This window comes from Arthrobacter sp. Ha26 (genome assembly GCF_059091705.1).
The window spans coordinates 308,035-333,095 of the sequence record NZ_JBNHGX010000005.1; the positions used below are offsets into that span (position 1 = coordinate 308,035).

Sequence of the window (25,061 nt, forward strand, 5' to 3'; positions counted from 1 at the left end):
GGCGGTTGGAGGGGCGGTGCCGAGCGGGAGGACCCGCACGGCACCACCTCCTGGCCGATGTTGTTACTTGGTTTCGAAGACCGCGACTGTCCGGGCCGGGACGGTGAACGTTCCGGTGGCTGCATCGTGGGAGGCCGTCTTTACCACGGCTTCGGCACCTGCAGCCTGGACCGGATGAAGCCCGTAGGAGGCTCCTGCGGTTCCCTGTACGGTCTGGGTGGCCGTTTCGTCGGAAGCGTTGAAGATGACCACGATTCCCTTGACGTTCTTGTCGACGTCGGGGCCGGTGGTGTCATCCAGCTGCATTACTACTACGCCGGGAGCCTGGTCAGGGCCGGCCGTGGGGAAGGACAGTTTCTGCTGGATGAGTTTGGCGTCGCCCAGGTGGAACAGGGGAGAGCTCTTGCGGATTTCCAGGAGTTCTTCTGCCTGTTCGCGGGCGGCCGCGATGTGTTCGGGTGTCGGCTTCAAGGTCGGATCTGCGAGCAGTGGCTTCATGTATGCATACTTGTCGCCGTTGTCTTGCTTCGGCGGCAGGCCGCGGGCAAACCCATTGGTGGTTCCCGTGTGATCCAGGATATTGAACCAGTCGCCGGAGTCATAGCTGTTGCGGTCAAGGGACTTGCTGCGCAGGTTCTCTGTACCTGCATGCCAGAACGACACGCCCTGCCCGAAGGCCGTAGTGCTCAGGGCAAGTGTGTTCATCCGGATGCGGTCCGCCATGGAGGTCCCCTGCGGCAGCTTGAGGGTCAGCGCGTCGAAGAGAGTTTCGTTATCGTGCGCGTCAACGTAAGTGATCGCTTCCGAAGGATCAGCCGTGTAGCCAACCGGATCGCCTTGGTACAGAACGTCCGATCCCTTCACCGTGGCGCCGCTCCGGTCAACAAAAGTGAAATCCTTCAGGTTGCCGGTAAGCCCGACCTTCAGCTGGTCCTGGGCGAGCAGGAGTGCAGCGCGCTGCTCTTCGGGGCTGCCGTTGGCCGGAGACGTGTTCGGGTCAGTGAAGAGCCCGGTGCCGAAACCCTGGATCCGTGGATCGTCATCGAAGGGGGTGCCGCCGCGGACTGCATCACGAAGGCGGTCATTGAAGGTACCAATGCCCGTGCCGGCCATGTTCTGCTGGCTGGCCTGTACGAAGCGGGCGTCGTTGGCGACTTCGCCAAACTCCCAACCCTCGCCGTACAGGTAAATGTTCTTCCCGTCGACGCCGTCTTTGTTCAGGGTCAGCTTGTCCAGAGCTGCCCGGACGTCCAGCATGTTCTGTTTGGTGTGGTGACCCATGAGGTCGAAGCGGAAGCCGTCCAGTTTGTATGTCTTTGCCAGGGTGACCAGCGAGTCAACCATAAGTTTGCCCATCATGGCGTTCTCGGTTGCAGTGTTGGCACAGCAGGTGGACGTTTCCACTGCCCCGGTGTCGGGGTTGAGCCGGTGGTAGTAGCCCGGAACGATCCGGTCCAGGTTGTGGGTGGAGTTCTGACCTGCACCGGAGGTGTGGTTGTAGACGACGTCCTGGATGACGCGTGCCCCGGCCTTGTTCAAGGCTGCGACCATCTCGCGGAATTCTGTGGTCCGGGTGGCGCCTTCGGGGTTGGTGGCGTATGAACCTTCGGGCGTGGTGTAGTGCAAGGGGTCATAGCCCCAGTTGTAGCCGTCCTTGGCCGCGGTAGCGCCGACACAGGCTTGCTGTTCTTCACTGTCCGGGGGAAGGGCTGGCAGGTCGCACCGGGGTTCCTGCTGCAGTTCCCGACGTTCCTCGATGGTGGCCATGTCGTTCACGGGAAGCAGATGGACGGCGTTTATCCCGGATTTTGTCATTTCCTGAAGGCGCCGCATACCGTTGCTGTCCTGATGCGTGAAGGCCTTGTACGTCCCACGGTGTTCCGCCGGGACGCTCTGGTCGCTGATGGAAAATTCCCGGAGGTGGAGTTCGTAGATTGACAGGTCCTCGGGTTTGGCCACGGCGGGTTTGGCCAGGTCCTTCCAACCGGCAGGAGCCAGTGCCTTGTCATCCGGGTCAAGGAAGAGGCTGCGTTCTGAATTCGTTGACAGACCCAAGCTGTAGGGATCGGTTACGGTGTTGTGCTCAACCTTGCCGGTTTCCGGGACGTAGACCTCTACCTCGTACAGGTAGTACAGGCCCTTCCAGTTCTTGTCTCCCTTGACCGTCCACACGCCGTCCGCATCGGGAGTAAGGGGTACAACCGCGGCGGGTTCACCGCCGGTTCCGTTGTTGTAGACCTTGACCTTAACGCTGCGTGCAGTTGGCGCCCACAGTGCGAGCTCCGGTTTCTGGCCCTGCCAGCGCAGTCCCAGCTCCCTGCCGAGTGCTTTGGCATACAGGCTGTCCAGCACACCGGGGGTCTGAAGGCCACTGGTGGCGATTACTTTGCCGTCGGCATCCAGCGCCGCAACGACGACCTGGCCCTTGAGCAGTTCTCCCGCCCGTGCTGCTTCGGCCGAAGGCAGGGTAAGCACCGGTGCGCCGGAGAGGTGGGGGAACTTTCCAGCCAGCTCCCCCGCAAGGCCACCGTCTGCCCGGGTAAGTTCGACCGGTTGCCCTCCGATGATCTGGCGGTCGGAGGCAGTGATGCCGCCCTCCGGTGCAGTGTAGAGCCGGTAGGTGACAGCGTTGGTCGGCAATGCCTTCCAAACGATTGTGCTCCCGGTCAGCCACTGTGCCCCGGCCACGCTTCCGGCCGGGTCGGGAAGGTCATCGCTGACAGTATGCGTGTTGTGGTCGTATACGAAGGTGACGGGCCCGCCTGGAGCATTCAGCGCGATGTTCGCCCCGCCCGCACCGCCCGCGCCATAATTTTCGTCCCACGAGTTGTTTAGGGCGATCTTGTACTCGTATGCCCCGGCAGGGACGTCGAATGTTCCCTGATAAAGCCCGGCTGACCCGGGTACGGGCTGCAAGGCGGTTGCAGGACATTCCGGCTGCCAGTCCCCGGGGCAGCCGAGCTCGGACTGCAGGGAACCCACCAGCGCCACGTTCACGGCGGGAGGGGTGTGATCGGCCAGCGCTGGGCCGGCGAGGCCACCAAGGACCAGGGGCACCATACCGGCGACCGCGATGGTTGACCGCTGTGTTTTTCGTGATATCCGCCGGGGGCGGGGTGAAGGGGTTATAGGAACCATGAGGGAACCTTCCATAAAAATGACCCAGATCGGCATCATTGGTGAGCTTTGGGTACCGTCAATGATAAGAATGTGAAACAGAACACGTCAAGATTTTCGTAGTTTTTACGTAGATTTTTCATCTTTTTACACGCCGGGCTTGCGTAGACTTGCTAGTAACAACCCTTTATGAACCAGGAGCACCATGAAAAACGCCGCAGTGAGGGGCGCCGGAGTCCAGGAGAGGCCCCGCCTCGAAGATCTGGCCAAGCATGTCGGCGTGAGCGTTGCCACGGTTTCCCGAGTCCTCAACGGCCGCAATGGCGTTTCCCGCCAGGTTCGTCAGTCCGTTCTCACGGCCATGGACGACCTCGGATACGAGCGGGCCGACCGGGCAGGGGGCACGGCCAGGGGACAGGTCGGGGTCATCGTGGCAGACCTGGTCAACCCGATATTTTCCGCACTGGCCCAAAGCGTGATCTCCCTGCTGTCCCAGGAGGACTTCATCCCCGTCGTGTGTGCCCTGCCTGGCGGAGGCAGGACTGAAGACGAATACATCGAGCTGTTGATTCAGCAGGGAGCGGCCGGAATGGTCTTTATCTGCGGAGCCCATGCGGATGGACAGGCAAGCATGGAGCGCTACCACCGGCTGCAAGGGCGCAACATCTCTTATGTGCTTGTCAACGGCAGCCGACCCGAGCTTGCCGCGACGTCGGTTTCCAACAACGATGCCAAAGCCATCTTCGATGCTGTCCAATACCTCGCAAGCCTCGGTCACGCTAAGATCGGGCTGTCAATTGGCCCCCACAGGTTCCTGCCCAGCCGGCACAAGATCGCGGGTTTCAGGTCTGCGATCGAAGAACTACTGGGAGAATCGGACGCTGAAGCGCATATCGCCACCAGTATGTTCACCATAGAAGGAGGCCAAAGCGCGGCCTCTGAATTGATCCGGACAGGACACACCGCCATAGTCTGCGCGTCAGACCTCATGGCGCTGGGAGCCATTCGGGCAGCCCGGTCTATGGGGCTTAGGGTCCCCGAGGACATTTCTGTCACCGGCTTCGACGACTCGCCCTTCATGGCGCTCACGGATCCGCCGCTGACCACCCTTCGCCAGAACGTGCCGGCTATAGCCCACGCCGCCGTACACGCGCTCATCGCCGACATCTCCAGGGAGCCTGGCGGGTCCTCCGAAGTACTGCTCGAAGCCGACCTCGTGGTCCGCGGCTCCGCCGGTCCCGCCCCGCGAAATGACGTTGTCTAGCCCCCAACCGCAAAGCCCCCTGCTTGCAACACGCGCGGAGCCTATGAAAACGAGACGTATTTATTGCGCAAGCTCTTGAATCCTTGCGTTGGAGGCTCTAGGCTGGTTGGCATGAAGGGACAGGCACAACTGCATCCGTTCAACAAAGGATCCCGGCACAAGGAAGTCCGGGCACCCTAGTCCACGCAACCGGGGGGAGTGGCCGCCACAAACCCGGCCACAGCCCACGCTGCTACCGGCATTCCTGCTACACGGGGCACGCAGCCCGCCGACAACACCTGCCGGCTCCTGAGTATTACAGCACATGCCCCCGACCTGTTGCACCTGCACAGGCCCGCTTGGGCATACGCCAAACATCTATTGCGCGCTTTACACCGCCCTTCTTGAATCGCACTCAACCCCGCGCGAACAGCTGACACGACCGCCGAAGCACCTGCAGTCGTCTGCAGCACGTTCCAGTGAGCGGTTCTTCACAGGCCCGCACGCCACAAAGGCCGTCCCCCGACACACCGCGAAGGAGATGCACATGCACCGAACCATCCACATATCTCCCACCACCTGCTCAGAACGAGACATCCGGCTCAACGAAGCTATCGACTCTGCCATGAGCCTCGCGGCGAGAGACCGCGCCGGCGGCATCCTGGTCACAAGACACGCGCCGACGCACTTCACCGTCACAATCACACCGGACATCCCTTACGGGCTGGTCAGGGAACACGACGAAATGGCCGCCATGGGATCGGCAGCCGGACACCGTAACTAGACACCACCAAGGAAGAAACAATGGAAAAAGAACTCAATGCAATCGACGAATCAAACTACTCGGATCCGGATGAGGCACGCTGGGAAAAACTCTGGGAACCAGCAGCGCGTCACTACCGGCCTATAGAAAACCCGACGACCGCTGCTGGCGGCAGCTGATCCAGCACGGATCAGGTGACACAAGGAGGGAACCGGAGCCTCTCCCCTGGCTCCCCCTCCTTTTGTCACCTACCCTCGTCGATTCTGCAAGCTATCGCCGGCAGCCCAAGAACCTTCCCCCTCTGCAGCAATCTGCCGGATGATCATGGACTTACCCCCAGATGACCCACCCGACCTTTGGGACCTGAATCTGGACCTGATCCTCTACGACATCACCCCTACTGAGCTTTGGCTTGCTTATGTGGGACTCGGCGGGAACGCGGGTAAGGATGAAGTCGACGACTACCTGAGCAGGTCCCGTAATCTCCCCGAGTTCGAGCGAAAACTTCTGCTATGCGCGCTGAACGAACTCAAGTCCGACCATGAACAACCGGATCACTAGCCCAAGAGCCCATAATGGATATTCTGTCAATCACTCGCGGAGGTATTGGCGCAGTCCGGGGATTGCGAAGTCGACTTTGCCGTAGCCGGCGGACTCGATCAGACCTGCGGCGATGAGCCTGTTCCGGTATTTGGAAATGACGTTGGGTTTGGCTTTGAGGATGGCGCCGATCTGGCCGGCGGCGGAGGGTCCGTCCTGGGCGGCCATTGCGTCCAGGAACTCGCGGTCTCTGTCCGAGATGTCTGACAGTGCTGACTCGACGACTACCAAGGTGTTCCGTCGTTGGGCGGCAGCGATTCCTCGCTGAACGCTGGTCACGTCGAGTTTCCATCCTGCTTTGTCGGCTTCGAGCCAGAGGTAGTAGCCCACCAATTGGATCAGGAAGGGGTACCCTTCCGTGGCTTCGGCTGCCGTGTTGATGAGGTCGGAGGAGATACTGATGCCTCCCTGGCTGAAGAGTTCCCTGTACGACGCGGTGACTTCAGCGATGGCTGCTTCGTGGAGATTGATCCTGTCGGCACGCCGCAGGAAGGTGGCTACGCCTTCATTGAGGAGGTCAGACACGGCTGACGGCAGGCCAGCGAAGATCAGGCCGATGGGCAGCCCGTCACGGATGAAGTGCTGGACGTCGGCCGCCAGTTGGGCGATCTCTGCCCTGTCCACGGCATGTATCTCGTCAATGGTGATAACGAGCCCTGTGCCCTTCGCGTCTAGCCGGCGCAGCAGTTCGTTCCCGGTCCGGCGCCAGTCCACAGCCCGTTCCGGAGGGAGTTGGGTTGTCAGCCCGAACCCTGCCGCGGAGAAAGCGGTGATCTTGCGGGATGGAGGCCCGTCCCCGAGTTCGTCGAGGAGGCGGAGCATGTCATCGCCGACACCTGCGAGGAAGCCGGGTGTGGCGGTACGGGAGATCACGGCCCACCCGTGATTCCGGGCGATACCTTCGGCTTCGCTCAACATCACAGTCTTGCCGATGCCTCTGGAGCCGGTGATGATGGTCAAGAGCCCGGGCGCTCCGGAACCTTGCTGCAGGCCGTATTCGAACTCGTCCAGCAGCCCGGCACGCCCTACAAGTTCGGGAGGCGTTGCCCCGGCCGTCGGCTTAAAGGGGTTCTGCACGGCACCCTCCTCGGGTGAAAGTGGGTGAAACTGGTGAAAGTGGTGAAACTCCTGACACGATAGGCCGATCCCTGGACCAGAAGCAAGACGCGTCCAGGGGAGGCGGTATCGGGACGACGATCGGGGAAGACAACTATAAGGGGCATTGGGTCCACAGCGGCGCGGTTTGGGCGGTCTAGGCCTGGAAGCCTCTGATGGAGCGTTCGGTAGCGTCTGCGCCGTCTTGTAGTGCTTGTGGCATGAGGTGCCCGTATATCTGATCAGTGGTGCGCACGGAAGCATGGCCCAGCCGGCGGGAGATTGCGAAGAGGGAGATTGCTCCGTCTTGGAGGAGCCAGGAGGCGTGTGTGTGCCGCAGGTCGTGGATTCGCGGAGTCTTGGTGAGGCCGCGGGCTTGAGCGGCATGGACTGCTGGTACCCAGTGATGTTGCCAGTACGCTTTGTGGGCGATTCGGCCGCCACTGGCCGTTGTGAATAGCAACTTGCTCCCCGGCTGGCTTGCTACTAAGGGGATGAGCAGGTCCACCAGGGCAGGGTTTAGCCCGATGGTTCGTTTTCCTGCCCTCGTCTTGGTCGGCCCGATGTAGTAGTCGGATTGCCCGCCCCGTTTCCACGCTTTGTTGATTCGCGCGGTCGGCTGTTTGAAGAGCAAATCGATGTCGGCGACCTTGAGTGCGGTTGCTTCACCAAATCTGGCTCCTGTCATGACCAGGAATTGCGCGAACGTCTTGTACTGTCCCTGCATGGCGTCAATGAGCAGGGCGAACTCGGTCTGGGTGAGGATCATGGTTTCGTCTTCAGCCCTCTCAATCGTGGGGAGGGGGACGCCGCGGCAGGGGTTGCGTGGGACGTACTGGAGCAACTCGGCGGTCTTCATCGCAGCCGACAGGAGTCCGTGCATGTTGTGGATACTCTTAGGCGCGACTCCCTCGGCGGTAAGGCCCTTGACCCAGTGCATGATTTCCCGATGACTGAACTCGTCAACCGGGATGTGCCCGATAGTCTTCCGCATGTGCAGGTCGAGAATCCGTTGGTAAGTGCGGATGGTTCCGGGGAGGGGCGGACCAGCAAGTCGATATGTTCCTGGACTACATCCGCGACGGTGGGAACGCCCGGCTTCGACAGTTGCATGGCCGACGGGGAGGGCTCCGGCATCTGGCGGTTGTCGTTGAGGTACCGCACGAGGCTGCCGGCTTCCTGCTCCGACCCAACGGTCATGTCATCTATCTGATTTGACCACAGCAGCAGATGGTAACCCCGTGCCCGCGCCTGTTCCGTCGCGGCGGATATGTACTCGAACTCGGTCGACGTGACACCTCGAGGACTGTACGGGTAGTGAAGAGCGACGATGCCGCCCCGCGCGCCGGCCAGCCCGCGGGCGAACGCGTTCGGTGTGTAGTTGAGCTCCATTATGGCCCGTTCAACACGTTGTTTCGTCGCCGCGGAGATGGTGCGCTGCCCGCTGATTACATATGAGACGGTGCTCGATGAAACACCCGCAAGCCGCGCGACGTCATCCCGTGTGGCCACCATGCACCTTCAATTCCTTACTTCGGGTTTTCAGTTTAGAGGTTAGAGATGCGAACGCATCGCCCGACATCTCCGTTGGTGAGACTGGCCCTGATGCTGATCGCAATGTCAAAGACCCCGTGACCCTAATTGGCTAGGCGGTTTCACTATTCGACTGGCGATCTTAGCTGAAGCGATGACAAGCTTACGGCGCGAGCCAGGACAAAGACAGCTCCAGCGTCATCGGCAAGGTCGGAATTGCCCCGCTTCCTTCCTTCGAGGGCAAATCCTGCGGTTGACTTAGTCCTTTTCGGGGTGGGCGAAGCGGCGGAAATCCCGGGAAAGATAGAGGGCCATCGCGGCGGCGTTAGCGCTGGCTACGGTCACAGCCAAGGTCCCATAGCCCGTATCGTGCAAGGCCTGCATGGCGTGGCTGAGAAGCTCTTCCGCGAGGCCCCGTCTGCGGTGATCGGGGTGGGTGACCAGTTCTGCGATAAAAGCGGTTCTTGGTCCGTCATTTCCGAGGGCCCGCTCTGTGGTGACGATGGCCGCCGTGATGCGGCCTTCTGCGTCAGCGGTCAGCAGGGAAGCTTGGGGGATGGGAGGTCCGTAGGCGCCTTCGAACACGGCGCTGATCCTGGTAGCGGCCTTTTCTGTGTCGGGTTGGAATGTTCCGTTGCCGTAGGCCAGCAGACAAAGATCTCCTAGTTCTGGCAGGTCCGTGGCTCTAATGCTCCGGGGAGAATTGACGGCATGTTTATGGTCCTGGGGTCCAATAAGCGCTGCCATTGAGATCAAACGGACCATACCCTGACCTGCCTTCCGCTGCTACAGCAGCACTCGCATCATTTGACTCACCCCGTGAGTAGGACGGTGAGTTGTGTCCCGACAGTGAACAGCTCACCCGGCAATTACCCTGATGTGCCGCTAAGGGACGCCAAGGTTTTGAGCCAGGACCCATTCAAACCTTGCCGTTTGCAGGACAAACCATGCCAAAACTCCATGGCGTCGCGAGGGATGCCATTGGTCATCGGGCTTGCATGAGAAAGCGCTGTTAGACCTGAAGTCATCAGACGGGTAATGTTTCCGGCCCGGCTGGAACCGGATTTGATGAGGAGCTGACCCTGATAACTTCCAATGCTTCCAGATTCACCAGTTTGCGTGCACCCGTCCGTGCGCAGACGATCCAAAAACATCCCCATGGATGGCACCGTCTGGCTCACCCTTCCTTTATGCAAAAGTCTGCCGTCGTGCCACGCCTCCATTTCGTCACCGCTCGCAAGTGCTTCACAACTCAGCATGGTTGTTTCATGGGCTGTAGCCACAGCTATCTCCTTCTCCGTTTGGGTGACCTTTGGATCAGCATGCGCTCCCGATGTTGCAGTTCCGTTTCTCGGACGTCATTTTTATGTAGAGAGCCGGTCCCTCTTCCATCCCTCCCAATCGGTTGACGGGTCCGCAGGGACACTGAGGCCCCCTGACATAGTTCTGCGAGTTGCGGGCGGCAAGGACCCCTGCAGGAGGCCCTGTCCATGAAGACCCGGTCCAGTATCTGACCTTCGAGCAGGTGCCTCTTGTTCTGGTTCAGCGTCCTTATACGCCCGTACCCGATCCGCTGTCCAGCCACCTACGCCAACAACCTGCATCCGCTCAGGTTGAGGTCTGGGCCCTCCTGGGAAAAAATTCAAGACACAGGGGCAGCGCTTGTCAGATTGTGGTGTACTCGACGTAACGAGTGAGGTGGAAGGAATCGCAGGGTTTGGGACGGGGGGATGTCATTTGCACGGACAGTTGCCCCTGCCGTGGCCGAGAGTGGCCGTGGAAAAACCGTCAGCTGTATAAGCGGATTTGTTAGGGCCAAAGGCCGTGGGCGTTGCCGAAGTATCTGGGCCAGTCCAGGGTCCCCACTTTATGGAGGGCATAGGGCTCAATCAGATAGGCGAAATGTTGGATTCGGGCCTACAGGACTGTTGGGTCCGTCATTAGCTGACATTCCCTGTCCGGTCGGCGCAGTACCACGTTGTCTTAGTTCTTCCATCCGATTACTCTGAAGCTTCCCCTCAGATGGCTAATAGCACCGGATTTCCGCAACGACGGCTCCGTTCTGGACAATGCTGCTTGTGGTTTCCTGTTGCGGGAGTCGGCAACTGTTCACGGCTGCATCCTGGTGGAACTCGACGTAGCGGCTGCATTCCATGGCAACACGGGTGGGGCGTTTTCCAACGATGAGCCGGTGGGATTCGAGGGCGGCTTCTGACAGGAGCAGTGCGGGAACATGGTCGATGGGGTGGTCGAAAAAGAATGGATCATCCCAATTTAGGCCCAAGATGGCCACCAGCCCGTCGTTTGTCCGGGTGAGATCCCTGAGAACCGTTTCGTCGCGCCGCCGGGTCTCCGGGGGCGGCGCTGTGGCGCCCGCGCGGATCCGCCGGTACACCGGCCGGGGGATCCCGGCGAGGTCGCCTGCCCCCGTGGCAACGAAGGAGCCGTTCCGGTAGATGCGGCAGTCCGCGCTGAGTCTGCTGTGCCCACCGTTGCGTTCGGTCACCGAGCTGACCCGCACATACGCCTCAGCGTTGAACGGCTCAAAGCCGCTGAAATCTGCCGCCGCCGGTTCGTTCCATGCAAACGAGATGCGGTGCAGCATAAACGACCAGTCCAAGGGAATCCCGTTGTGAAGGTGCCCGAGTGCGAATCCCATCTGCCTTACCGCCTCCAGCCCCAGGTTCAGCGGAACCCGGGAGGGGTCCTGCCGGGAGGACCAGTGCCCCCGAGGCATCTGCAGTCCGAACACCCAGGAGTCGGGGCCGGTCCTGGCCCCGTCACTGATGAGAAGGTCGGCCCGCGCCGGCCGGTGGATGATTGAGCAGTCGACGTCCGCTGATTCACCCGGCATGATCCGGCGCCGGACACCCGCCATTGCGGCGGTCATGGCACATGCACCGCATTGGCCCGGTACGGATTCCGGCCGGCTCCCATGAGTTCCTCGGATTTCCCCTGAGCAATCCGCAGCACCAGCGGCAGCGGCAGGAATTTCACCAATGCGGCGTTGATCCGATTGGTCGTCCTGCCTGGCGTCAGGACCTGTTTTCCTGCCTCCCACGCCCTGAGGATTTCCTCCGCAACGTCCAACGGATCATCCTTTTTGCCGTCCGGATACTGCGAACCGGCCTTGGCGAAAATCGGGGTGTTGGTGGGGCCCGGGTTCACCGTCAGGACCCGGACCCCTGTTCCGCGCACTTCATGACTGAGTGCTTTGCCGAACGAGGCAAGGAACGCCTTCGATGCGCCATAAATTGCAGCGCGAGGCATCGGCTGGTTCGCTGCCGTGGAGGCGATGTTGATGATCCCGCCGCCACCCCACTCAAGAAGGGCCGGGAGGGCCAGACGCGTCAGGATCAGCGGCACAGTCGCGTTCAGCGTCAGTTGCCTAATTTCCTCCGGGAGGCCATTCGTGGCGAAGTCACCCCCGACACTCACACCCGCATTGTTGATCAGTACGTCCACCCTGATGTTTTGCGAACGGAGCCGCTCCCACAGGTCCTGTGGCGCATCGGGGTGGGTCAGATCCGCTCTGATGAGCGTCGATCGGGTGCCGCCAGCTTTCGCTGCGAGCTCGGCAGTCTGTTGGAGGCCCTCCCCGTTCCGGGCCACGAGCACCAGGTTGGCGCCCCGGGCGGCGCACTGCCGGGCAAGGGCCGCCCCGATGCCCGAAGAGGCTCCCGTGATCAGGACCGTCCGGCCGTTCAGGGTAGGGGTCATGGCTGAGTCTCCTTTTCCGGTGTGGCTTTGAGAGCCTGCTCGCGGAGCCGACCGAGCCGCCATTCGGCCACGCTGACGAACGCGTTGTGCATAAGCATCAGCAGGAGCCCTGAATGCTCGAAGCTGTGGGTGACTTCAGTACCGCCTTCGGTGGGCCGGGAGATCCACCGGCCTCTTTCGGTTGATCCGAGCCCGCGAAGGGTGTATCTGACATCGCCGGACTCGAGTTCGTTGAAAGTGAGGGTGACGGGCGCGATCCCTCGGACGACGGCTCGGTACTCCTTGCCGGCTTCGGCGGCCCCGGAGGCGTCGATGCTGCTGAAGGCCGGGTTCCAGATAGCCAGGTGTCCAACGTCGGTCAATACGGCATGGACAGTTTCGGCGTCCCTGGGGACAAGGGCTGAGGCGCTATATCGCACGGCTGGCTCCTGCCCCGAGGGTGACTGGTTCCTTCGGCCCTGCAGCGATCACCCGGGCCAGGCGGCTAAGCCATCGGGCACTCCCCGGCCGGCGCGCGTCATCGGCGTTGCGTCCTTCGCGGCTGCTGAAGACGTAATCGGCCAGGGCACACATGTGCTCATCGGAAACGGTGGCGGGGATGGATCCGGGTGTGCGGGCGACGAAGCGTACGTCGCCGCCGGAGCTCTGGGGATCGCTCAGGATAAAAGGCGGCTGCAGCGCAGCAGGGAGGTCCGCCGTCTGCTCGCGGACTTGGTCCTGGAACAGTCGCGCCGTAAGGGCGTAACGGGCCGGCAGCCAATCCAGGAACGGGACGGTGACGTCGACGAGGAACTCCTCGGCCGTGGCGGCAGCGAACAGCAGCGGGTCGTCCAGTTCGTCACGGAATGCCGACAGGATTCCCGGTGCGGAATCCATGACGATGAGCAGTCCTGCGCCGTCCTGCAGATGCTGGTCGACGAGCGACCGCTCGTTCGCGTCGGGCCAGATGCCTGTGAGCTTCCAGGCCCCGTTGGCCCGGCGGGTCCACTGGGCGCGTGTGGCGCCTTCGGCCACCACCATGTTTCCGTTAGGCGTCATGATTCGGTTGCGCATTTCTTGCTACCCCCTGCTATCCAGCAACAACAGTTGTTTCTTGACTTTGTCCAGACGCGGGACGGCACGCACATGGTCCGCCGGGGTCTCTTTCAGGACCCGGCGGTACGCCTCGGCGGCGCCTTCCGGGTTCCCGGCCGCCTCCTCTGCTTCCGCGAGCCCTGCCAGGGCACGGGTGTCCCCGGGTGCCGAGCTCTTTGCTGAAGACTTGAAGTGCTCGACGGCGGCATCCGGGCTGCTGCCGAGGAATGTTGGCGCTGCGAGGTGCCACCGTCCCAGCAGGTAATGTGCGTCCTTGTGAGCGGGGTCCGCCGCGAGGACTTTGAGGGCACCGCTCCGCACCCTCAGTGCGTGGACCGCTTTCATGGGCAGCTTTGCGTCGAGGGCCAGCAGCCCGAGCAGCCGCACGGACTGTGCCTGCAGGTCCGGATTGTGGGGGGCGCTCCGGCGGAAGAGCCGTAGCAGGAAGTCCAGACGGCTGATCGCTCCCGCGGTCAGCCTGGAATCTTCATCGAAGCCCGCGGTGGTTAGGGCATCGACCAGGGCGGCGCCGCGTGAGCCGAGGGGGTCCCCGCGTTTGTGCGCCGCGTTTTCTTCGGCCTTCCGGATGAGTGCCTCGATGGCTTCGCGTGACTCCTCGGCCATGATTTCAGCCTGACGCTGCTTGGACTCCCCTTCCCGGGGCAGGATCGGCTGACCGATGGCGATGTGGACGCGGCCGCTGCGCAGCAGTTTTTGCCCGCGGGCCAATACCTTGTTGGCGCCGACCATTCCCATCGGGACCACCGGAACCCTGCCGGTCAGGGCGAAACGGAATGCACCGGCCTTGAATGGCAGGAGGGTGACGCCGTCGCCCCGGGTGCCCTCAGGGTAGACACACAAGGAGTGACCGTCGGCCAAGATGCGTTGGATGTGCCGCAGGGTGCCGGGGGTGGGCGTGTCCCGGTTCACGGGGATCCCGTACCAGGCCTCTGTCCAGACCCGGTGGAGTGGCTTCTCAAAACTCTCCTGCTTGGTGAGGAACCAGGTGGGTGTGCCACGCACCGCGTGCAGCAGGAATTCGACGACGAAGTGGTCGAAGTAGCTGGAATGGTTAGGGACAACCACAAACGGGCCTTCGGTGGGGATGTTCTCCAGCCCCTCGACGGTTCCGATGTGGTTCAGGAGCTGCTGCTGGCACCACGGAAAGGTCACTGCCCGGACGAGGTCCCGGGCATTCACGCAGCATCCCGGATGTGTTCCCGGAGCATTTCTATGGTGGTGATCAGGAGTCCGTGCCGGCGGGCAAACCGGATGAGTTCATCCATGCGCAGCATCTCGCCGTTCTCGCCAACAATCTCCACGATGACGCCGGCCGGGTAGCAACCGGCGGAGCGGGCAAGATCCACTGAGGCTTCGGTATGGCCGTTGCGTTCCAGGACCCCGCCGGGCCGGGCGATCAGTGGGAACATGTGGCCGGGACGGGCCAGGTCAGTTGCAGACCCCCGGACGGCGAGCTGGACAGTCTTGGCGCGCTCTGCCGCGGAAATGCCAGTGGTGATTCCGTGCTCAGGTGTCCCGTCGATGCTGACGGTGAAGGCAGTCTTCATGTGGTCTTCGTTTGTGGCCACCATCGGGGGCAGCGCCAGCTCCTGTGCACGTTCGGGCGTCATGCTCAGGCACACCAGGCCCCGCCCGTGGGTAATCATGAAGTTGATAACTGCCGGTGTCGCGTGCTCTGCGGCAACAACCAGGTCCCCTTCGTTTTCGCGGTCCTCGTCGTCAACAACAACAACAATTTCACCCCGCCCGATGGCGGCGATGGCTTCGGTGCTGGTAGCGAGCGATAACGCCCTTTGAACGGTTTCCCGTTGCGCTTCGATTGTCATTTTCGTCTCCCTTGTCTGCTCTGGTCTTGCTGATGAGGTGTCCGAGCGGCTGCGAACGGCGTTGGACGTGATGGAGCTGGAATATTTCCGTGACGGATCAATGATTGATCTAACACGGATAATGGATCATGCTTCTAGTGATTGTCAATCAATTGGAAGAAAGGTTTACCTGTGCGTAAAGAACCAGTCGGTGGCGGGTTGTTTGGTGACGACCGGGCAAGCGAAAAACTCCGGCTCGCGATCCTTGCCGTCCAGCACGAAGGAAGTCGCCGGGTTGCTGCGCTGATGCGCGACAACGCGTTGACCCGCACGCAGGCGGAGATCCTCGGCGTGGTGCAGGATTTCGGCCCCTTGAGCCTGAAGGAACTCGGCGAGCTCGTGGTCTGCGAGAGCGGCAGCCCCAGCCGATCAACCGACGACCTGGTGCGCCGCGGATACCTCACCAGAAATCGGAACGGGGCCGACCGCCGGATGCTGCACGTAACGATCACGGGCGCAGGCCAGGCACTGCTGATGACGGTGACGGGTGGATTGCGGACTGTTCACGAACGGGCGAGCGCCGCACTCCCCGAAACGCAAATGGAGTTCATCGCCTCGGCGCTGGCGCTGATCATCGAGGGCAGCGAGGAGCATGCCGCCCTGATGCGGCGCTTCCGCCGGCTCGACGCCCTTGCCAGACTCCATTGACAGAATAAAATGCGTGACACATCATGAATGACATGTCACGCATTTTCGCCGAGTGAAGGAACCCCCATGCTTCGAATAACCCGCGCCGCCCTGAAACATCCCAGGTCCGTCCTCGCCGGATGGTTACTCATCCTGGCTGTCTCCATTCCCTTCGCCCTGCAGCTGGACGGCGCACTGTCCGCGGGGGGGTTCACTAATCCGCGGGCGGAAGCCCTGGTCACCCAGAAAACCGTGGAAGAAGCCTTCGGGGACGAGCCGAACGAGCTGCTGATCGTTGTCGATGCCGATGCCCCTTTGGGCGACCCCAGCCTGCCGCAACTGGTGGACCACCTGAAGGAAGCTGGAGCCACCTCCATCCAGACCCCCGCGGACAACCGGGACCTGCTGTCATCGGACGGGCGCACCGCGCTCATCATGGCGGGCTTCCCGGGGGACAACACCTCAGTCCAAAACAAGGTCCCCGAGCTGCAGGAGGCAGTGGAGGGCAAGGTCTCCGGCGCGTCCGTCTACGTGACAGGCCAGCCGGCCCTGGATTACCAGCTCAACGTTCACTCGAAGGAGGATGCGACCAGGGCCGAAATGATCGTCTTTCCGATCCTGATCATCGTGCTCCTGCTGGTCTTCCGCTCCGTCGCCGCCACCCTCGTGCCCCTGCTGATGGCCGGCACCGCTTTGGCCGTGGCCAGCGGAATCGGTTACGCAGCCGCCCGCTTCACTGAAATTTCCATCCTGTACTCAAACATTGTGTCCATGATTGGCCTCGCCGTCGCCGTGGACTATTCGCTGTTCATCATCAAGCGGTACCGCGAGGAACTCGATGCCGGCAACGAGACCGGAGCGGCCCTGGCCGTCGCGTCAGCCACCGCCGGGCGCAGCGTCATCTTCAGCGGTGTTGCAGTAGCCGTAGCCTTGGTGGCGCTGTTCATCCCCAATGTCATGGCCTTCACCAGCATCGCCCTGGGAGGCGTGGTGGTCACCCTCATCGCCATCGCACTGAGCATCACCGTCCTGCCCGCCGCCCTGAGCCTTCTCGGGCGCCGGATCAACTGGGGCACGGTTCGCCTCCCGGCCTGGGGCCGCAAAGCACGCACTGCCGGGCCGGCCGGCGGCAGGCGGCCCGGCGTTCTGGCTGCGGCAGGCATCACAGTCATGCTGCTGGCGGCACTGCCGGTGCTGGGCATCTCACTCCAGTCACCTGTGGCCAGCGCTACCGTCCTGCCTGCCGCAGACCCAGCCCGCACCGGACTGGAAACGATCCAAGATCGCATCGGCCACGAGGGCCTGTTTCCGATACAGGTGGTCCTCAGCACAGCAGACTCCAGCCCGCTTCGCGATGTTGTGGCAACAGTGCAGCGGGTAAGTGAGTACGCCGGTTCGCAGCCCGGTGTCGCCGCGGTTACCTCGCTGGCGAGTGGCGGGGGCACGAGCGAACAGCTCGCCGCAGCCCTGGCCACCCCTGAAGGAGCTGCCTCCGCAACCGGGCTCTGGGCCCACGAGGACGGCCGCTACACCACCCGCATCCTGGTGGACCCATCCGAGGGCCCCGATTCTGTCCGCGCCCACGAGCTGGTCAGCGACCTGCGGAACCACGTGGGTGATGCTGCCGCCGGCTACACAGCAGGGGTCACCGGCGCCACCGCCCAGGGCGTGGACTTCGACAACACGCTCATTGACTCCATTCCGCTGATCGCCGCCCTGGTTTTCGTGCTGACCTTCGGCATGCTCGCATTCGCGTTCCGGTCAGTAATCCTCCCGGTCCTCGCGCTGTTCTTCAACACGTTGGTCGTCCTGGCAAGCCTGGGCCTGTTGACCGGACTGGTAAGCGTGGCCAACAACGCACCGTTGAATTCAGTGACTCCGGTCCTGCTGTTCGCCGTGATGTTCGGTCTGTCCATGGATTACATGGTGATCATCATTTCCCGCATCGTCGAAGCCTTCGGACACGGAAAGCCGTTCACGGAAGCTGTCACGGTTGGCGTGCGGGGAACACGGTCCATGATCAACAGCGCCGCCATCATCATGGTGGCCGTCTTCGCCTCCTTCTCTTCCGCGCAGATCAGCATTGTGCGCGAGATCGGCATCGGACTGGCGATCGCCGTTATCCTCGACGCGCTCGTGGTACGGATGTTCATCATGCCGGCCGTCCTGCGCGTCCTCGGGCCCCGTGTCCTCGGTCCCCGGAAGAGCCCGGAACCCGATCTTGATACGGCCGTCCCTGAAAAGGTCCCCGCTCCCGTGTAGCCTCAGCCGCATGCCCGAAAAAGATGACATGCTATCGTTTTTGGAAGCCTTCAGGCCTCCACGCCTCGCACCACCTTCAACCCCAGGATTTTTCGAATGACGAGCCCCGCAACCCTGCACAGCACTGAAAGCGACCGGAAGCTTGCTCCTTCAGAGCTCCGTTACCTCGTACTTGCTGCCCAGCGCGAAGGTAACCGCGCCCTGATGAGACTGCTCGCCCCGCTGGAGCTGACTCCGTCACAGGCCGAGATTCTCCTGGTGCTCGACTCCTTCGGACCCCTCAGCCTGAGAAACCTGGGCGAGATGATCGTCTGTGAAGCGGGCAGCCCCAGCCGGATAGTCGACATGCTCGTCACCCGCCAGCTGGTCCACCGCCGAACTTCGGCGGCGGACCGGCGGGCGGTTCAGCTTGAGCTGACCGAGGCCGGCGCCAGCCTGATCCCGAATCTGAAGGAGATCGAGGCAGGACTTGAGGCACACGCAGCGTCGACCCTCACTGACCAGGAACAGGCCCTCGTGGGCGCTGCCCTACGGAAATACCTCCACGGCACCGACAGCGAAAGCGTGTTCGAACGCCGATTCGGTGTGGTACGTCCCGCCTGAACCGAAGCGCCATGCGCGGTTATCACTGGCGGGTTCTAGCGCTCTTGAGAGGCGCGTCAAGACGTGAAAATCTTATGGCGTGCTTCCCGGACATAGCTATTTGAGAAGAGGCTCACCGGCTCGCAGGTCTTCGAGGAAAAGTACCAAAGTCGCAGCGCGCTGTGAGGTCTGTCAGGGTTGGGGTGTACCTAACTGGACGTGTGAACTCCGGAGCTTTGGGCGTTAGGGCTGGCCTTGCTGCGGTCAAAACCGGTCGTTTTTAGGTGGAGGCCCGGCAATCTCTACAGGCGGTCCATGCTGTGAACCACAACGGTGTCCCCGTCCCGGGCGAACCGCAACAGTTCCGTGAGCTCGGGCCTTGCAGTGTCCCGGCCGGAGGCCTTGTCCATGAAGACCCGATCAAGAACCTGGCCATCGAGCTGGCGTTTCTCGTTCTGATCAAGAGTGCTTACTCGGACGTACCGATTCGTTGTCCTGCCACCCCTGCGCCTCCAACCCTCACCTTGTCAGGTTGAGTTCTAGGCCCGTCCCAGAAAGAAGTCAAGAGCACATGCACAAGTTCATCAGGTTGGGGTGTACTTCAACCGATCGAACTTATAGCAGGAGGATGCCCAGGAGGCTTGTTTGTGGCGCTTTCGATACCGCGGCATCCAGCAGGTGTACGGAAGTCCAAAGCGGAGTAGGAAGGCCCGGCGGCCCTCATTGCCTTAGTTGAAGCCGTTCACAAATTCCGTCCAGGCATCTGCCAACGCAAGCCGACGCTCTTGAATCTGCCCGTACGGGACATCCTTGCTGAGAGCGACGGTGTAGTAGGTGTAGCTGTGTTGGGTGACTAGCACTCCGACACAAAGGAGTTGGAATTATCCGGTTGGACGAAGATTCTTGCCTGGCCGGGCGCCGGTTGGGGATTTAGGGTGCGGGCTTCCGGAGGAACAGGGCAACCAGTATTGCCGCTGCGAGGCAGAGCGCAGCATTGATGCCAATCGCCGGGAGCACCGCGCCCAGCACCTGGTCCGGGGCGGCGTTGCTGGTGCCGTGTTGGAGCAGGGACACGGCGATGATGGTGCTCATGACGGGGATGCCCATCGTTATGCCGATCTGCTGGCTCATGGTCGTCAGGCCGGTGGCAAGGCCCTGCTCAGTGTCGGGGAGCCCGGTGGTGGCGGTGACCATGAACCCGACGATCGCTGCGAGGTTCGCGACGCCGCCCACGAACGTGGCGATCAGCACGATGACCAGGGATGCCGGATCGGTGTTGATGAAGAGCAGGGAGCCGGTGGCAGCGGCCTGGACGGCCAGGCCGGTGATAATGGTGTTCTTGTTGCCGAGTTTGCCGATCAGTTTCGGGGCGATGATTCCACCGACGACGGTGCCGATGCCGAGGACCGCGAATGCCAGCCCCGCCCCTAGCGGGGTGTAGCCGAGGACCTGCTGAAGGTAGAGGGTCAGGACGAACACCAGAGACGTTTCAGTGGCGAACGCCAGGATCCCTGCGATGTTGCCCCAGGCGATGTTGTTCCTCCGCAGGATGGTCACGGGCACCAGCGCGTATGCTGTGTTCTTCTCGATGAAAAAGAACACGACGAACAGGAACACGCCCACTGCCAGCGGTCCCCAGGCCAGTCCGTCAGCCCAGCCCTTTTCGCCGGCCATGGTCAGGCCGAAGACGAGCAGCAACAGCGCAAGGGTCGCAGTGACCGCGCCGGGAACGTCGAGCTTCGTCTTGTTGCCGCGGGCCGATTCGGTGAGGAGCTTGGGTGCAAGCACCAGCACGAAGACGGCGATAGGGACGTTGATGAAGAACGCCCCCCGCCATGACAGCAGGTCAGTCAGGAGTCCGCCGAGGATCGCGCCGGCGGTGAACCCGGCAGCCATCAGCGACCCGTTCAGGCCCAGTGCTTTGTCCCGCAGCGGGCCTTCGGGGAAGGAGGTTGTGAGCAGCGACAGCGCGGCCGGGGTGACGGCGGCGGTGGACAGGCCCTGGGCGACGCGGGCGGCGAGGAGCAGGCCGGGGTCGGTGGCGAGCCCGCCAACCAGTGAGCCGATGCCAAGCAGCGCCATACCGGCGATGAAGAGCCGTTTACGGCCGAACAGGTCAGCGACCCGGCCGAAGAAAAGGGTGAACCCCGCCGCGCACAGAGCGAAGGACGTGGCGATCCATTGCAGGTGCTCCAGGGAGAACCCAACATCGGCCCCGATCCGTGGGAGCGCTACGTTCAGGATCGAGAAATCCACGGCTAGGGTGAAACTCGCGGTCAGCAGCAGGACCATGACCAGCCGCTGCCGCCCCGACATCCGGACAGGACTCTCTTGGCCAGGCGGTTCCGGTGGTGCGGTGAGTTGGGAGAGGGGTGTGGTGTCGTTCGCTGTCATCGCGGGAGTATCCAATCAGTGGGTGCGTGGGTGGATTTTCCTCTCCACCCTGCCGACGGCGGGCAGTAACAGCTACGCCGTGTTGTGGGTAGCACTGGCAGTGCTACCCAGGTTCCGGGTTGTTCGTGAATACTCGGGGATGTGAATGAATCAGGCATGGGCGACTTCTTGCGCAAACGACGGGCAGCGCTGACCCCGGCCGACGTTGGGCTGATGGACTACGGCGCCCGCCGGGTGCCGGGACTGCGCCGGGAAGAAGTGGCCATGCTGGCCGGCATGAGCGTGACGTACTACGCGCGGCTGGAACAGGGCCAGCACGTCAATGCCTCCGATGCCGTCATCGACTCGCTGGCCCGCGCCCTGGCTATGACCGAGGTCGAAAGAAAACACCTAGTGGACCTCTCCGGTGCCAGGCGCCGCGCAACCAGGACCATGCGGAGCAGACCGGATCAGGTACGGCCCGGAACTAAACGCCTGGTCGATGCCATGGGCAATGTCCCCACAGTGATGCTGGGTAAACGCACGGAAGTCCTGGCCTGGAACCAGACCGGGCACCGGCTCGTCGCTTGCCATCTGGACTTCGACGCCCCGGACACGCCGGCGGAGCGGCCGAACATGACCCGGATGCTCTTCCTGGATGAGGGCACGCGGGCCCTGTACCCGCAGTGGCGCACCGAAGCCGGCCGGGCAGTGGCGTCCCTGCGGCTGCTTTCCGGACGCTTCGCAGACGACACAGAGCTTGCAGGCCTCGTGGGGGAACTGACCCTCAAAAGCCCGGAATTCGCAAGCATGTGGGCCGAACACCCCGTCGAGAACTGCATGTCCGGGCACAAGACCCTGACCCACCCCCAGCTTGGTTCACTGGAGCTGGGGTTCGAGGTCCTGACCATGCCGGACGATTCCGGCCACCGCGTCCTGACCTACACCGCTGAGCCAGGAAGCGAAGTTGCCGCAGCCCTGACACGGCTGCAGCGGGCACCACTGACCATTGCACGGGAAGGGTCGAGCCTTGACCAAGCAATATGAAACAACCATCAGTCACCACTTCAGCGGCCAGCTTTATCAGTCCACTGCGCCCTTCTCGCACTTCGTGCAGCACGGAAACACCGGCTACACGGCGGGCATCATCGGCCAGGACCCTTCAAGCGGTGCCCTGGTGTCAGGGGACGCCACCGCGCAATGCGAAACAATGCTGACCAACTTGGAGACCCTGCTCAATGAACTGGGGCTGCGGATGAACCACATTATTCGCACCACGGTCTACCTGACTGACTACCAGGACTTCGACGCCATCAACACCGTCTATCCCCAGCGACTCACCCAGCCGTTTCCGGCAAGGACCACCGTCCAGGCAGCTGGGCTGCCTTTGAGCGCTAAGGTCCAGATCGAGGCAACGGTTCAGATTCCAGCATCACCGGATGCCTAGAGGGGCAGCACCATCAAAAATCGTCGGTTACCGACCGCTTCGACACCATCTACGTCATCGATGCAGACCCGCAGGCAGTACTGCCGACGGCCGACAGATCCCTCATCGGAAGGTAGGAAGACGGCCCCTTTATGTGGCCACTCCCCACTCATTTTGGACCGCCGATAACGGATATTCCGTCAACCTGCCGAGGCTCGGACAAGCTGCGCTGGAGGACTATCCGTCCACAGTGGGTCAATTTGGGTTATCCACGACTGGATATTGGGAGCCCCTGGATTAGCTCCCGGAGCAGTAGTAGCGGTGGATAAGCCATGAGAATTGTCCCTGGCAGCGGGCGGCGGGCCCAGCCTCTCAGTGGACTGGGATTGAAGTCCCTTATTTCTGGGGCCCGACAAGCCCCCTCTGTCAGGTTGGGGTGTGGCCTACTCAGACGAAACTTCGCCCTAAGCTCACCTCTTCGCAATCTCGACGCGCGCTCCCGTGAAGGGCCGTCGTTCGATGCGTGAGACATATCGTTTCCCAAGGGTTTCGAGACAAATTGCGTGTAGCGTTTAGCGCACCTTCACCGGGCAGTTTTGCGGGCAGGGTATACGGGACACCTCAAAACTCCACCTCTGCAAAACCGCAAGTCAGATCCAGGTTGTCGCGCTAAGGGACCCTCTATTGGGACCTCCATTGGGACGACCTGCGGGCTGCCGACTCTTCGGACGGTAGGCGCCACTGGGTTACTCGTCACCTAACCTGTCGCCGCTAGAAGCTGTCGAAGTTCCGGAACAGCCCTGTTATCTTTAGGCATGAATCGAGAAAAGATTCGGCGATCGTCAATTGCTCAACTGAGTTCCTTGAGATTGAGCCGCTTTCTCATTGGTACTAGCCTCGTTCTCGGCAGCGTCCTGCTCTTCGAGTGGAACACCTCGCTGAGCACATGGGTAGCTGTGGCAGCTTTTGCCTGTGCCCTCGTCTGCTTCTACCAAGCGACGCTTGCTTGGTTGGAACTGAAACGTCGTGAGCGAAGTGTTCCAACCCAACCCCACGGGGACACGCCGAGCATCACCTAGGACTCGATGGCGGCTTCCTGGAGCGGCCAGCACCCTCCGCTAATGGCACGGAGGCGACCGGCTTACGGGACGAGGTGCGGGCAGCTCTCCCGAACCGGCTACCCGGGAGCAGTGGTCCAAAGAATGGTTCCTCGTCTTACTGTCGGATGAACCCATTCCTTCGTCCGACCCTTGGATCGATGGTCCATACATCCCCCTTCGTCCAGACCTTACGGAATAGGGACTTCAGCGTATGGCCACGGTGGCCCGGGCTAGGATCTGTTCTCGCCCGCATCCTCGCACAACAACCGCAGGCTAACCGGGCCGCTCAACGGACGAAGAACGAGGCCTGGTAGTTGAGCGACCTCGGATGATTTTGAGGATCAGGAGAACGGTCACAATGGCGACGAAAACAATCCCCATGACCATGCGGGTCGTGGACAGCGGGGGCCAGAAGATTGTTCCGCAGATCAGATACAGCAACCCTAATTGCCACCACGACGGATCTTGATACCGCATCTCAACTCCTGAGGGGAAGAAAGTCATCCGAGTGTAAATCGCGAAACGCAAGATAGTGTCCTATTTTTGGGATTCCCACAGGGGGATCCCTCAGCGGACATGCTCTGCCACAGCCGATTCACCAGGTCCACTCGTCGACCCGAATTGCGTGAGGGCGCTTACGTTGCGAGGCATCTATGGAAGGCTGATCAAATGAAGCTTCAGCCGACCCCTGCCCAGGCTATGGCCCTGTTAGCCTCTGGCTTGTTAGCGGTTGGGGACTTCCCTGACATTGCTGCCCAGTGGCTGGCCGATGGCATGGATTCTGAGAACCTTCGCATGCTTGCAGGCGCCGACCAAGAGGACCCGGACGACATACGCGACTTATGGACGGCGACCCTAAAGGAACTAGACATCCAGGCCGTTCCACTCCAAAACCGATGGCCACTGATCTGGAAATACGAACTAGCCTCATGGAGGGCAGGCGAGCGAACTCGAGGGCAAGTCCTCCGAGACGCCGTTACGTACCTTCGAGAGGTCGAATATGCAGACCGAGACGCCGTTGAAGCATACGTCCTGTGGAACCTATGGGACGAGCTAACCAGCAACTACATTCCTCCAAGGACCGACGCTGAGATTTGGGCCGACGTGGATAGATACCTTCACGCCTTTGATTGACTCAACTCAACTAAGCCAGCTCGACCGAGAGCCAAGGCGCCCGATAACCGATCCTCCACCGGGCGCACGCCGAGCGGCCAACGGGACGATTCTGAGCTGGTGATGGTCCCGTCTGTTCGCGTTCTTCTGTGAACGCGTATGGCCCGAATCCTAATTCTGTTCTCTTTTTGCTAGTCCCCGCGGACTCACGGGCAGTCTCTGTGTGTCGTGGCCTGAGGTTCTGCGGCATACTCGGCTCATGGTTGCTCAACGGAAGTCCGCTCAGTCTGCTGCCAAGTGGCGCTCCGAGGACGACGTGTGGATCGACCATGCATCGCTCGACCTCTCCGATCTGGAGTGGCTATCAGGTGTCCGTCGCCTAACCCTCTGGGCGGTAAAGATGCCTTCGAACTTGTTGGCCTCACTGTCTCAGCTTGAGTGGTTAGACCTTGTCGGTGACGGTCGAAAAGTGAGCCATTGTGACGGTTGAAAACTGAGCCACCCGTTCCAAACGATTGGGTGGGTGATCACAGTGGAGGATTGGGCG

At 61.7% G+C, this 25,061-nt stretch carries 21 protein-coding genes and 2 pseudogenes; 9 read left to right on the plus strand and 14 right to left on the minus strand.

All coding sequences use genetic code 11. The features are described 5' to 3' along the window. Positions 1-63: 63 nt before the first annotated feature. Positions 64-3,138 (minus strand): pullulanase-type alpha-1,6-glucosidase, encoded by a 3,075-nt coding sequence (pulA, locus tag AC5RVY_RS14125; protein WP_493955334.1) that lies wholly within the window; start codon positions 3,136-3,138, stop codon positions 64-66. 184 nt (positions 3,139-3,322) lie between these two features. Between pulA and AC5RVY_RS14130 the strand changes: the two genes are divergently transcribed. The 3 genes from AC5RVY_RS14130 to AC5RVY_RS14140 all read left to right on the plus strand — a co-directional run bounded on the left by AC5RVY_RS14130 (position 3,323) and on the right by AC5RVY_RS14140 (position 5,302). Further along, complete coding sequence (locus tag AC5RVY_RS14130; protein ID WP_493955335.1) at positions 3,323-4,381, plus strand: LacI family DNA-binding transcriptional regulator; 1,059 nt, start codon at positions 3,323-3,325, stop codon at positions 4,379-4,381. 526 nt (positions 4,382-4,907) lie between these two features. After that, positions 4,908-5,144, plus strand: a complete 237-nt coding sequence (locus AC5RVY_RS14135; protein WP_493955336.1) for a hypothetical protein — start codon at positions 4,908-4,910, stop codon at positions 5,142-5,144. A gap of 20 nt (positions 5,145-5,164) precedes the next feature. Then, positions 5,165-5,302: a hypothetical protein gene (locus tag AC5RVY_RS14140; protein WP_493955337.1), complete on the plus strand. Its 138-nt coding sequence runs from the start codon at positions 5,165-5,167 to the stop codon at positions 5,300-5,302. A gap of 412 nt (positions 5,303-5,714) precedes the next feature. On the opposite strand, the gene AC5RVY_RS14145 is transcribed toward AC5RVY_RS14140, so the two are convergent. The 11 genes and pseudogenes from AC5RVY_RS14145 to ribB form a co-directional block, all read right to left on the minus strand. Further along, positions 5,715-6,800 carry a DUF8462 domain-containing protein gene (locus AC5RVY_RS14145; RefSeq protein WP_493955338.1) on the minus strand — a complete coding sequence of 362 codons (1,086 nt, stop codon included), beginning with the start codon at positions 6,798-6,800 and terminating at the stop codon, positions 5,715-5,717. A gap of 175 nt (positions 6,801-6,975) precedes the next feature. Then, positions 6,976-7,812 (minus strand): tyrosine-type recombinase/integrase, encoded by an 837-nt coding sequence (locus tag AC5RVY_RS14150; protein WP_493955339.1) that lies wholly within the window; start codon positions 7,810-7,812, stop codon positions 6,976-6,978. A 434-nt stretch (positions 7,813-8,246) separates the two neighbouring features. After that, positions 8,247-8,333, minus strand: a pseudogene (locus AC5RVY_RS14155) (LacI family DNA-binding transcriptional regulator); the annotation flags it as partial. Between the two features lie 276 nt (positions 8,334-8,609). Then, positions 8,610-8,936 carry a GNAT family N-acetyltransferase gene (locus tag AC5RVY_RS14160; protein WP_493955340.1) on the minus strand — a complete coding sequence of 109 codons (327 nt, stop codon included), beginning with the start codon at positions 8,934-8,936 and terminating at the stop codon, positions 8,610-8,612. A 284-nt stretch (positions 8,937-9,220) separates the two neighbouring features. Then, positions 9,221-9,634: a hypothetical protein gene (locus AC5RVY_RS14165; RefSeq protein WP_493955341.1), complete on the minus strand. Its 414-nt coding sequence runs from the start codon at positions 9,632-9,634 to the stop codon at positions 9,221-9,223. Between the two features lie 743 nt (positions 9,635-10,377). Next, positions 10,378-11,241, minus strand: coding sequence for an AfsA-related hotdog domain-containing protein (locus AC5RVY_RS14170; protein ID WP_493955342.1), 864 nt, complete (start codon positions 11,239-11,241; stop codon positions 10,378-10,380). Further along, complete coding sequence (locus AC5RVY_RS14175; RefSeq protein ID WP_493955343.1) at positions 11,238-12,071, minus strand: SDR family NAD(P)-dependent oxidoreductase; 834 nt, start codon at positions 12,069-12,071, stop codon at positions 11,238-11,240. The genes AC5RVY_RS14170 and AC5RVY_RS14175 overlap by 4 nt, the downstream gene beginning before the upstream one ends. Then, positions 12,068-12,490 (minus strand): SRPBCC family protein, encoded by a 423-nt coding sequence (locus AC5RVY_RS14180; RefSeq protein ID WP_493955344.1) that lies wholly within the window; start codon positions 12,488-12,490, stop codon positions 12,068-12,070. The genes AC5RVY_RS14175 and AC5RVY_RS14180 overlap by 4 nt, the downstream gene beginning before the upstream one ends. Next, complete coding sequence (locus tag AC5RVY_RS14185; RefSeq protein WP_493955345.1) at positions 12,480-13,109, minus strand: hypothetical protein; 630 nt, start codon at positions 13,107-13,109, stop codon at positions 12,480-12,482. Before AC5RVY_RS14185 ends, AC5RVY_RS14180 begins: the two co-directional genes overlap by 11 nt. Positions 13,110-13,130: 21 nt before the next feature. Then, on the minus strand, positions 13,131-14,345 hold the full coding sequence (locus AC5RVY_RS14190) for a 1-acyl-sn-glycerol-3-phosphate acyltransferase (protein ID WP_493955346.1): 1,215 nt from the start codon (positions 14,343-14,345) through the stop codon (positions 13,131-13,133). Then, positions 14,342-14,992: a 3,4-dihydroxy-2-butanone-4-phosphate synthase gene (gene ribB / locus AC5RVY_RS14195; protein WP_493955347.1), complete on the minus strand. Its 651-nt coding sequence runs from the start codon at positions 14,990-14,992 to the stop codon at positions 14,342-14,344. The genes AC5RVY_RS14190 and ribB overlap by 4 nt, the downstream gene beginning before the upstream one ends. Before the next feature lie 171 nt (positions 14,993-15,163). Here ribB and AC5RVY_RS14200 point away from each other — a divergent pair, with 171 nt between their 5' ends. From AC5RVY_RS14200 to AC5RVY_RS14210, 3 genes are all read left to right on the plus strand, one after another. Next, on the plus strand, positions 15,164-15,679 hold the full coding sequence (locus AC5RVY_RS14200) for a MarR family winged helix-turn-helix transcriptional regulator (RefSeq protein ID WP_493955348.1): 516 nt from the start codon (positions 15,164-15,166) through the stop codon (positions 15,677-15,679). A gap of 66 nt (positions 15,680-15,745) precedes the next feature. Next, entirely contained in the window at positions 15,746-17,920 is a 2,175-nt protein-coding gene (locus AC5RVY_RS14205; RefSeq protein WP_493955349.1) for an MMPL family transporter, read from the plus strand. Between the two features lie 96 nt (positions 17,921-18,016). Beyond that, positions 18,017-18,523 carry a MarR family winged helix-turn-helix transcriptional regulator gene (locus AC5RVY_RS14210; protein ID WP_493955350.1) on the plus strand — a complete coding sequence of 169 codons (507 nt, stop codon included), beginning with the start codon at positions 18,017-18,019 and terminating at the stop codon, positions 18,521-18,523. Positions 18,524-18,807: 284 nt separating this feature from the next. On the opposite strand, the pseudogene AC5RVY_RS14215 reads toward AC5RVY_RS14210, so the two are convergent. Continuing rightward, positions 18,808-19,004: pseudogene (locus AC5RVY_RS14215) on the minus strand (recombinase family protein); the annotation flags it as partial. A gap of 428 nt (positions 19,005-19,432) precedes the next feature. Beyond that, complete coding sequence (locus AC5RVY_RS14220) at positions 19,433-20,896, minus strand: MFS transporter (RefSeq protein WP_493955351.1); 1,464 nt, start codon at positions 20,894-20,896, stop codon at positions 19,433-19,435. Positions 20,897-21,052: 156 nt separating this feature from the next. On the opposite strand from AC5RVY_RS14220, the gene AC5RVY_RS14225 reads away from it, so the two are divergent. From AC5RVY_RS14225 to AC5RVY_RS14235, 3 genes are all read left to right on the plus strand, one after another. Then, positions 21,053-21,922, plus strand: coding sequence for a helix-turn-helix transcriptional regulator (locus AC5RVY_RS14225; RefSeq protein WP_493955352.1), 870 nt, complete (start codon positions 21,053-21,055; stop codon positions 21,920-21,922). Next, positions 21,906-22,322: a RidA family protein gene (locus tag AC5RVY_RS14230; RefSeq protein WP_493955353.1), complete on the plus strand. Its 417-nt coding sequence runs from the start codon at positions 21,906-21,908 to the stop codon at positions 22,320-22,322. Before AC5RVY_RS14225 ends, AC5RVY_RS14230 begins: the two co-directional genes overlap by 17 nt. A gap of 1,748 nt (positions 22,323-24,070) precedes the next feature. Beyond that, positions 24,071-24,535, plus strand: a complete 465-nt coding sequence (locus AC5RVY_RS14235; protein ID WP_493955354.1) for a hypothetical protein — start codon at positions 24,071-24,073, stop codon at positions 24,533-24,535. Positions 24,536-25,061: the final 526 nt, after the last annotated feature.